A 10,477-nucleotide genomic window follows, 5' to 3' on the forward strand; every position below is an offset into this window, starting at 1 on the left:
GTTTAACGACGAACGACAGAGCTTCAGGCTGGAAAGCACCCGCGAAAGGTGTCATGACCGAAATAACGGAGTCTGCTACGAGACTAAGGCTGGACGAACCGAACGCAATCGACACGAATGTCAATTTTTGTCCAGTGATTGGGTTAGTCCGATGCTCCAACTTCCGAGTGTCAACAATAATAATCCTGCCCGCTGCCATAGCAGTAGGCATCCAACAAACGGTGGAAGTAATATTTTTGCTGGGGAGGTAGCTCCGCGATCGCGCCTTGAAATTGCTTGAATAGGAAATACAGGCCGCTGTATGCCCCCAATCCCACATAATGACGGCTCCAATCGAGCAAAGTCTCTATACCCAGTTGGGGAATTACCTCTCGTACCACCTGAGGATGGCGGAGGGTAGTTTGTAACAAAGCCACCGAAAGGGGTTGAAACTGCACCACATCCTGCAAAAAGGGATTGAGCACCTTTTCGCCCAACCGGTCCATTTCCGCAAAAACGCAGCGTAGCAGGCGATTGATAGCATCGGGGTCCATATCGGTGCCATCGAGATCCACGCTCATGGCTTGCTGGAACAGCCAAGTTACCGACAGACTAGGTTGGTAGGGATGCAACTCTGCCAAATCCCCGTGACGCAGGGCATCGCAGCGTAGCGCTTCGTCAAGTCCTTCGCTGAGGCGTTTCAGATGGCGTACCATAGCACCAAACCCACCAAAACTTAAGGGAGATTGAGTGCTGCTGCTATCGCCGATGGGGGCAATCCGATGCCATGGATAGCGAATGGGACTTTGGCGGTAGGATGGGAAAAAGCCAAACAGCAACCGCTGCCATTGCAGTTGTTCTAAATCCACATTTTGATATTCCGGCAGCAGGCGCAGGTATTCGTCTAAAAAGAAAGATAAGCTAAAGCGCCGGGGGTCGGCATCCATGTAGGTAAATAAGTAAGTAGTGCGCCCATCTCTGGCGGGAAAAGCTTCCCAAAAATACTGGCATTGGTTGAGAATCGGAGTAAAAGAAGCGAACAAATCGCCGGATTCATTCTTTTCAAATCCTTGGGCGCAACCACCTACCACCATACAAACGCCATCTGGTTTTTTCCCCTGACGGGCTTGGGAAGCGATGGGCGAAAAATGCCCCATACTATCCAACAGAAGCCTCGATTTTAGGGTGGTTCCGGTTTTGGTTTTGACTTCTACACCATCGGGATGAACAGTGACCCCGGCAAATGGTTCTTCCTCCAATAGTTTCCCGCCTGCTTGTAGAAATTTTTGCTTGCAAGTTTCGATCAAGGTAACGGGATACACGCCAACATTGAGAATATCGCGCACCCAAATATCCTCACCGCCGCGGATGGAGATGCGTACTGGATTAAATTCAGTGGCGATCGCTTCTTCGAGTTCTTCAGGTGAGAGCAGTTCCAACTCGCAGAGAACTTGCAATTCCGAACGAGAAATATTCCATTCCTGTTCGCGCCCCCGCACCGTGCCCCGTTCGAGGACTGCAACCCGCCATTGCTTTTGCGCTAAAATAGCGGCTATCGGTACGCCCAAAGTTCCCCCACTAACCACCACATCCCAGTCGGTGGTCCCCAGGGGCGCGGCTGACTCTTGTACAGATTCTACCAGAGGACGGGTATTTTCCTTGAGAGCTTGCCACATTTGGTCGGCTCGCTGCAGTCTGGCTAGGGTCCCGGAGGGAAATTTCTCAAAGACAGAAGGTTGTTCGCTCATGGGTTTGCTGGCACCGTGGATAGCTTCCGGATTTGGTTTTGGACGAAGCAGCAGTCAAAGGAGGAGTTACTAACAGACCACCGTTGCCCTGTTCACATTGTAGAAGCATGTTGTTTGTGGAAGCTGCCCGTAAAGATGGGTACCCTAGCCCGATCGGGTGGGTGCCATGACGAAAAGAATTAAGATTCTGAAAACCTAGCATGACACCCACAGCCAGTTTAAGCTAAAGTAAACAAGGGTTTTTATACACGCTAACACCATAGAGAAGCGACCTCTTAAGGGGCAACCTACCGTTCGCTCTGGAAATGTGCTTATCCATAGGAGGTGGGGTGCCAGTCTACCAAGGCGACCTCGACAGTGCGATTGACCCGCCAGCCCATCGAAAGCATTTATAAGTTCGATTAAAAATATTTCCAAATTATAAATTTTGAGGTTAGCAGCTTTATTCGATTGACAAAAAAGACTGGATGGCGGCTGGCAAATCTAGCAGTTCCCTTATCGTTTTTTACCAACGTCTGCGATGTCCGAAAAACGAAAATCTCAAGCAAGTTCTTCCCGACTTCAAAAATTAGCGGCCTGTTTTCCCGGCGCGATCGTACAATTTTGCCGCAGTAGCGGTGGCAACACCAAAGTTTCCCAGCTAGAAGGTAAGTGCGAAATGTTGTTTGGGGAAGCGGCAACCGAAGTAGCAACCCACCCAGAACGTCTCTGGCAGTTTGTGCATCCGGAAGACCAGGAAACTTTTTGGCAAACCCTCGATGTTTCGGCTGAGAACCTACAACCATGGTCTTGGCAAGGTCGTTTTGTGGGTGCTGGTGGCAGCTCTATTTGGGTGGAAGCTTATGCGACCCCAGAAGCAACGACTGCCGGGGAAATTTGGTGGGATGGCATATTGCTAAAAAGCGATCGCGCCTCGGAGTCTCTGGGGGGAGATACCACTAATGACATTTCACAGGGAGGCGAAGAAAACTTGCGCACCATGTTCAATCAAACCTTCCAGTTAATGGGGTTATTGGATGCGCAAGGAAGGGTTCTCGAAGCCAACGATAGTGCCTTGGCTTTATTAACCGCCAGCGAGAAGACGTGATTGGAGCGTTTTTGTGGGAAACCCCTTGGTTTCAGATTTCTGAAGCCGCCCGCCAGCGGGTAAAAAATGCGATCGCGCAAGCCTGTCAGGGAAATTTTATCCGCTACGAACAGGAAATTCTCGGCGCTAGCGATCGCAAAATTACGGTTGACCTATCCATTAAACCAGTTCTCAACGAAGCGGGAGAAACGATCAAATTGATTCCAGAGGCACGGGATATTACCGATAGTGGAAACCCGCCGCGCTTTACAAGACAGCGAACGCATTCTCAGAGCCATCCTCGACAACACCCCCGTTCCCATCTATCTCAAAGACCTAGAAGGGCGATTAATTCTCAGCAACCTCACGCATCAACAAACTTTAAACGCCTCCCAGTGGGAGATTTTGGGCAAAACCGACTACGAACTGCTGCCCAAAGCAATTGCTGATGAAGTGCGCAAAAACGACGAAAAGGTGCTCAACGCTGGGGCTTCTCTGGAAATGGAGGAAAAAATTCCCCAAGAAAACCAAGTGCGTACTTATTTATCTATCAAATTTCCTTTATGCACTGAAGATGGCAGCCCTTATGCCGTGGGGGGCATTTCTACCGATATCACCGACCGCAAGCAAGCCGAAGAAGAACTGGGGCAATATAAAGAACATTTGGAGGATTTGGTAGAGCAGCGCACTGCCGCCCTCAAAGCTGCCAACGAGGAACTCAAACGCACCCAAGGGGAACTGGAACGCATTTTTAATTTCTCCTTGGATATTCTGGCAGTGGTCAACCAAAATGGATATTTTGAAAAAATCAGCCCCGCCGTTACCAAGATTTTGGGATATACGCCGGAAGAATTTCTGGAGATGCCCTTTGTAGAATTGCTGCATCCCGACGACCGGGAAGCGGCCACTCAAGAGTTCTATCGGTTGATGGAAACCCAAGAACCCACCTTCGATTTTGTCAATCGCCTAATTGGCAAAGATGGCAAATATCGTTGGTTGGCTTGGAACGCCACCCCAGCCACCACCGAAGGCATGGTTTATGGCGTTGCCCGGGATATTACGGCGGTGAAAGAAGCAGAAGAAGCTCTCCAAGAAGAACAAGAGCGTTTTCGCGCCACCTTCGAGCAAGCACCGGTGGGGATTGCCCATGTGGGGGTTGCGGGGAATTTCCTGCGCCTGAATCAGAAGTTTTGCGATATTGTGGGCTACACCCAAGCGGATATGCTTTCCATGCGGTTCCAGGATTTGACCCATCCGGAGGATTTACCTGCCAATACCGAGTACATGCAGCAGCTGCTTGCCGGGCAAATCGATACGTTTTCTTTGGAAAAACGGCACCTGCACAAAGATGGGTTTGCTGTTTGGGTGAATGCTACGGTTTCGTTGGTTAGGGAGGTATCGGGAGAGCCCAAATATTTTATTGCCATCGTACAGGATATTAGCGATCGCAAGCAAGCAGAGCTGGCTTTGCAAGAGTCGGAAGCCCAACTGCGCCAGAAAGCAGAAGAGTTGCAAGCCACGTTGGAAGAGTTGCAGCGCACCCAAACCCAACTGGTACAAAGCGAAAAAATGTCAGGGTTGGGTCAGTTGGTAGCCGGGGTTGCCCACGAAATCAACAACCCGGTGAACTTTATTTACGGGAATCTAGAGCATCTAACGGAATACGCCACTGACCTGCTGGAGTTGGTACAGCAATACCAACAAGAGCATACCGATCCTTCCGAAGATTTGGAAGAACTCATTGAAGAAAAAGACGTGGAATTTCTGGCGGAAGACCTGCCCAAAATGCTGGATTCCATGCAAATGGGGGCCAAACGCATCCGGGAGATTGTCAAATCCTTGCGTACTTTTTCCCGGATGGATGAAGCGGAAGTCAAGGCAGTAGATTTGCACGAAGGCATCGATAGCACCTTAACCATTTTACACAACCGCTTGAAGTTCAAATCCGACCGTCCAGGCATTCACGTGGTACGCGAGTACGGGGAAATTCCGCCAGTAGAATGTTATCCGGGGCAGTTGAATCAGGTGTTTATGAACCTGTTTGGCAATGCCATCGATGCTTTGGATGAATACTCCCAGGAAAATCCCCAAGCCTGTGAGGAAAGTCGCGGTGAAATTTATATTACCACGCAACTATTAGAGGGCGATCGCGTCAGGATTCGCATTCGCGACAACGGACCGGGAATTCCCGAAGAGGTTCAACAACGTATTTTCGACCCATTTTTCACCACCAAACCCGTGGGCAAAGGCACGGGCATGGGACTGGCCATCAGCTATCAAATTATCACGGAAAAACATCGGGGCAGGCTGCAGTGTTGTTCCCATCCAGGTGAAGGAACGGCGTTTATTATTGAGATCCCTTTGCATCAGAAGCAGGCAACGTGAAGGTAGGGGAAAAGGGGAGGAAAGAAGATGTACCAGGTGTTGCCTTGGGTGTATCGAATTCTGAAACCAACATTTCCCCAGTGTTTGTGGTCGGGGAAGCCGGGTCGGCAGCAGGTAGCTTTGACGTTTGATGATGGTCCCCACCCTCGCCATACAAAGGCATTGCTGGAAGTTCTGCGGCGGCATGGCGTGGTGGCGAGTTTCTTTTGGTTGGGAATACAGGTGCAGCGGTATCCCGCAGTTGCCCGCGCGGTTTCCCAACAGGGACATTGGCTGGGGCTGCATGGATACCAACACATAAATTTTGTCAAGCTTAGCAAGCTAGAACTATACGAAAGTTTACAAAAAACCCAAGACGCGATCGCGGCTGCCTGCGCCATCAACCCCCACCAAGTAATAGATGTGCGCCCGCCCAACGGTTTGTTCGCCCCCCATACCTTGGATTGGCTGCAGCAGTGGCACTACCGACCAGTAATGTGGAGCGTCGTTCCCATGGATTGGACGCAGCCTGGCGTTGCGGTAGTGGTACAGCGGGTCCTCCAACAAGTCAAAGATGGTGCTGTCATTGTTTTGCACGATGGTACTTTTGGGGGGACAGACGTAGCAGAAATTACAGATCGACTCGTGGGAGCTTTGCTACAAAGGGGATACGAGCTGGTTACAGTGGATCGACTTTGGCGATGGTCCTTCGGAGCGGTGCCAAAAGCACCATCGCAGCAGGATGTCAGCCCCCCCGGCTGAACACAGGGGCTTCATGCCTCCAGCTTTAGGTAGCTGACCAGCCCTGCGCCCTTGGGGGCTACGTTTTTAGAGTCATGGCACCTACAAATGTTTTCGTTGTTGGTCGTCCTGCCGTTAACGGTTAAACCGCCCTACCAGGGATCAGGCCGTGCCGTTCGCTCGACCAGCCCAAAAAACATGGGCGAGGAAAACATGACCCGGTGCCGGGGAGGCGATTTCGGCTAGAACACCGAAAGAGCGGAAACTGCACCTCTTTTCGCTCTCGGTGGGCGTGGGGAAGGCAACTCAAGTCGCCGTTCGTTTTTCCTCCCGGCGCTAAAACGACAGGGCTTGCAAACGTATCGAAAATTCCCCCTAAATCCCAGCACCGTTGAAGAACTGCTGGATTTCCTTATCTTGCAGCTGGCAGGAAGGGGCTTTTTGCCAGTCGGTATGGGCGGCGTTATCGGCGGATTCGCTTTCTTGCGGACAGCGTTGCTGTTGCAGTTGCTGCACATTTTCTTCCAAAGCTTCAATGCGGTTTAACAAAGCGCGAATCACATTGGCTTCGGAATCCGGCAGTTGTCCGTGCTCTAGGGGGCTCACCCGCACGCCAGAACGGTAAACAATCCGACCGGGAACGCCCACCACCGTGCAATCAGAGGGAACATCCCGCAAAACCACCGAACCGGCACCAATGCGAACGTCGTTGCCGATTTGGATATTGCCCAGAACTTTGGCACCAGCTCCAACAACAACGCATTCTCCTAGGGTGGGATGGCGCTTGCCGCTTTCTTTACCGGTTCCCCCAAGAGTAACGCCTTGGTAAATCAGGCTGTAATCGCCCACAATGGCCGTTTCGCCGATAACCACGCCCATACCGTGGTCGATGAAAACCCCTTTGCCGATTTGCGCGCCGGGGTGAATTTCGATGCCGGTTAAGAACCGGGCAAAGTGGGAGATAAAACGGGGCAAAAAGGGAATGCCGAGGCGATAGAGCCAGTGGGCAAAGCGGTGAAACAGAAGCGCTTGCAACCCTGGATAGCAAGTTACCACTTCTAACCAGTTCCGGGCTGCCGGGTCGCGCTCGAAAATTATACGGAAGTCAGTAGCAAACGTTTCAAACACCAGTCTTACTCGTGGCGAAACCAATCGCTTCCTATGGTATCGTTCTTACGAAGAAGTTAACAGTATCGTGGGATATTTTGCAGGCAAATTGCGGCTATAAATGTTCGATATCCCACTCATCGTCGAGGTCATCTTCCCAATCTTCTTCATCCTGGAAGTCTTGCTGGTGCTGGGAATGGCGATCGCGAGGGGTTTTTAAAATTTGCGATCGCAGTTCATCTTTCACCCGGTGGAGAATGCTGGTTTCGTCGAGGGAATCCAAAATTTGCAGCACTACGGCTTTGGGTCCACTGTCGCCCCAGGAAGCCCCCGCCGCTAGATAATTTTTGGCAATTTGACCAATGGCATAGGTAGCCACCCCCGCCACGCTTGCCTGGGTCACAGCCACCGATACGTAGGGAAGCAAAGAGACGCCCCCCGTAGGACCAGCCGCGATACCCAACAAGCCTTTTAAACCGCTCAACCCCAGGTGGGCAAACAGTTCGCTGGCACCAACGCCACCCATACTCCACACAATATTTTTCAAAAGATTCAAAGCGCCCATTTGGGTCATGGGAATGCCGTACAGTTTGGACAGGGCTAGAATTGTACTGACATCGACAATACCGGCACCGATGACATCCACCACAGTGACTGGGTTAAAGGCTACGGCAGCTGATTTTACCATCACGGCGTTCCAAACGATTCCATCAGCGGCGCGATCGCGGATTTCCATTTTCCGCTGTACCAGCTTTTCGTTGATGTTTTGAGCGTAGATGGTGGTATTCAACGCCACCAGGGATTTCCCTTCCCGGTTCAATACCTCTAAAATTTTTAGCTTCAATGCCTCCACTTGGGGTTCGCCGCGTTGGAGTTTCACCCCCAAGCTGCCGTCTTTATGCTGCACTGGATAGGGAACCAACGGGTCAGCTGCTGCCATAACAATTTCGTCGGGATGAATCAACTGCTTGAGGCGGTCATCGCGTAGCTTCTGATAAATCGCCTCCCGGTCAGTTTCGGGGTAGCGGTCGATTTGATTGAACACCAACAAAATCGGTTTGGCGGCTTCCCGTAGCTGGGAAAGGGCTTGATATTCAATTTTGGTCATGTCGCCGGAAATGACAAACAAAATCAAATCCACCTGGGTTGCCACTTCCCGCGCCAGTTTTTCCCTGGTTTCCCCATCCACTTCATCCAAACCGGGGGTATCTACCAATTGAATTTGGGAGTTATCCAAACCGGGAATCGACACCTGCAACACCTGCTGGGAATGCCCCGTTTCTTCGCTGGCAACTTCCACACTCCAGCTGGCGGTTTGTGTGGTTTGGGTTACTCCATGTAAAGGACCGGTGTCGAATTTTTTCTGCCCCAACAGGGCATTTAATAGAGAAGATTTGCCTTTCCCCACCATACCAAAGGCGGCGATTTGGACGATGGAATGCTCCAATTTGTCGAGCATGTTGGTCAGCGATCGCACGTAGGATTGCAAACCACCCAATTCCTTGGGCGTTAAATCAAGTTTCGCCACCAAATCTTGCAACGCCACCTTGGCTTGTTTGTAATTTAACTCTTCCTGAATCTCGGTTAAATTCGCCAGAACGCTATCGAGTTCTTGCTGGTTTTCTTGCCAATTGCGATCGCTCATAAACCAATAAACATTTCCTAATTTTTTTTGTAAAAATTCCGTACGATGACCAGGATACTGTCAAACAGTGGGAACCAAAACTGCCGGTTCCTAAACAAGGCGGCTGACCTGACTGTCGATACCTTGTGGAAGGGGATGCCCCAATTTAGCCGAAGAAACACCCATTCTAACGCCACCAGCACACATACCATATACCTACTTCTATTTTCGCGCACTGACAGCAAAATTGCCCTGGAAACGATTGCCAATTCCATGGCAATCGTAGCGAACAAAAAAATCTTGGGAGAGGTTCCTTTTTTTGGGTAATCGTTAGAAGAGCAAAAGTTATAAAAAGCATTTATTGGTCTTCGTCGCTGCACTTTTCTTCTGCCATGTCTGCTAGCACAAGCAGCGATCGCCTTTTTCCCTAGAAACTGCTTTTGCTGCCATCGGTGCGATCGCTCAACCAAGGCACCAACAATATGGGCGATTTTGAAAAAGTAAAAGCAAGTTGCGAATCGCTCCTACTCAATCGAATACGCCCTTAATTTCTAAAGAAATATAAATATGACAAATTGTAAAGCGATCGCTACGCTAACATTTTAACATGAAATCAAAAGCCTAGCATATGCTAGTGCCACCTGGCTTTGCTTGGTTCAACATGCAAAAATTCAGTTCTCGGCTACCATGTTCTCAAAATTCTTGCCAAACCATCGCTATCCGTTTCGTTGGCTGACCTACCTAACCTTGGGATTGTTCTGTGCTTTCTTTTTCGGAGTTGCCAACGCACAGACAAACGAAACGATAATTTCTCAAGCAACAACGTCTCCAGAAATCATCAAAAACTACAATAGTAACATTGCCATTCAAGATGGTGGACGGTTGCAAGTAACCGAAAACATCACCGTTCAAAATAGACCGGGTGGTCCCATCGAACACGGCATTTATCGTTATTTTCCCAATCCCGACTTTCAAGTAATCTCTGTCAGGCGGAATGGAGAACCAACAACTTATCGTACGGAAGTCAAAAGCGATCGCAAGCGCATTGAAATTTGGAAGCCAGATGTGGATCTGGATGTAGGAACTTATACGTACCAAATTCAATATCGAACCGACCGACAAATTCAAGAAAAAGGCAATCGAAATCGGCTGTATTGGAACGTCACGGGACAGGATTGGGAATTTCCCATCCAACAAGTGAGAGCTCAAATTCGGCTTCCTGCTGGCATTTCTGCTGATGAAGTTAATTTGAAAGCGTTTGTGGGTGAAAGGGGAGAAAAAGGAAAAAGTTACGAAATATCTTTTGAACAAGAAGGAGAAACCGTATATGCTATATTTTCCACGACACGTACTCTCCGCAAGGGAGAAGGGATAAGCACGATTGTCGAGTTTCCCACGGGGTATATTAGCCAACCGAATTTGCTAGAACGGTTAACTTTTCAACTTTCTTCTAACTACAAAGCTATTTTATTGTTAGTATTATCGGTTGGTTCGGTAGGATTATCCTCTTTTGGTTATCACAAAGCCAGACAAGTGGCGTACAATTGTCCGCTTTATCTGACTCTTGGAGAGCAATCGCGCGTTCAATCTGGATTTGGAGGTTCGCCAAACTCCAACCAACAAATTTTTCCTTGGGTTTCTCTAGGTTCTTCAGCAGCTATATTAGCAATTGTCTTTTTTGTTTCAGTATGGTTCGCTAATGATTTTGAAACAGCATTTTTGGTTTCAATTGTTGTTGGAGGTGTTTTTGGATTTTTACTGGCATTTTTACGGCGTGAATCGGGAGCTTGAAAGCCCTGACCTTTTAAAGCAGGGATGAAAAGCGACCCGTGCGGCTTTAGCCGCCGT

Annotated in this window: 7 protein-coding genes; 4 read left to right on the plus strand and 3 right to left on the minus strand. The window is 49.6% G+C overall.

The window, feature by feature from the left end; all coding sequences use genetic code 11:
* Window positions 1–170: 170 nt before the first annotated feature.
* A complete protein-coding gene (locus AS151_RS00235) occupies window positions 171–1,727 on the minus strand; it encodes an FAD-dependent oxidoreductase (RefSeq protein ID WP_071515067.1) in 1,557 nt (518 codons plus the stop codon).
* Window positions 1,728–2,247: 520 nt separating this feature from the next.
* On the opposite strand from AS151_RS00235, the gene AS151_RS00240 reads away from it, so the two are divergent.
* The 3 genes from AS151_RS00240 to AS151_RS00250 all read left to right on the plus strand — a co-directional run bounded on the left by AS151_RS00240 (window position 2,248) and on the right by AS151_RS00250 (window position 5,919).
* A complete protein-coding gene (locus AS151_RS00240) occupies window positions 2,248–2,814 on the plus strand; it encodes a PAS domain-containing protein (RefSeq protein ID WP_071515068.1) in 567 nt (188 codons plus the stop codon).
* 228 nt (window positions 2,815–3,042) lie between these two features.
* Window positions 3,043–5,178, plus strand: a complete 2,136-nt coding sequence (locus tag AS151_RS00245; protein ID WP_071515069.1) for a PAS domain S-box protein — start codon at window positions 3,043–3,045, stop codon at window positions 5,176–5,178.
* 27 nt (window positions 5,179–5,205) lie between these two features.
* Window positions 5,206–5,919: a polysaccharide deacetylase family protein gene (locus AS151_RS00250; protein WP_071515070.1), complete on the plus strand. Its 714-nt coding sequence runs from the start codon at window positions 5,206–5,208 to the stop codon at window positions 5,917–5,919.
* 354 nt (window positions 5,920–6,273) lie between these two features.
* On the opposite strand, the gene cysE is transcribed toward AS151_RS00250, so the two are convergent.
* Together cysE and AS151_RS00260 are read right to left on the minus strand one after the other, a co-directional pair.
* On the minus strand, window positions 6,274–7,026 hold the full coding sequence (gene cysE / locus AS151_RS00255) for a serine O-acetyltransferase (RefSeq protein ID WP_071515071.1): 753 nt from the start codon (window positions 7,024–7,026) through the stop codon (window positions 6,274–6,276).
* Window positions 7,027–7,120: 94 nt separating this feature from the next.
* A complete protein-coding gene (locus AS151_RS00260) occupies window positions 7,121–8,650 on the minus strand; it encodes a GTP-binding protein (RefSeq protein WP_071515072.1) in 1,530 nt (509 codons plus the stop codon).
* A 666-nt stretch (window positions 8,651–9,316) separates the two neighbouring features.
* Between AS151_RS00260 and AS151_RS00265 the strand changes: the two genes are divergently transcribed.
* Window positions 9,317–10,420, plus strand: coding sequence for a DUF2207 domain-containing protein (locus tag AS151_RS00265; protein WP_071515073.1), 1,104 nt, complete (start codon window positions 9,317–9,319; stop codon window positions 10,418–10,420).
* The last annotated feature ends 57 nt before the right edge of the window (window positions 10,421–10,477 follow it).

It is taken from the genome of Geitlerinema sp. PCC 9228 (assembly GCF_001870905.1).
Taxonomy (GTDB): Bacteria; Cyanobacteriota; Cyanobacteriia; order Cyanobacteriales; family PCC-9228; genus PCC-9228.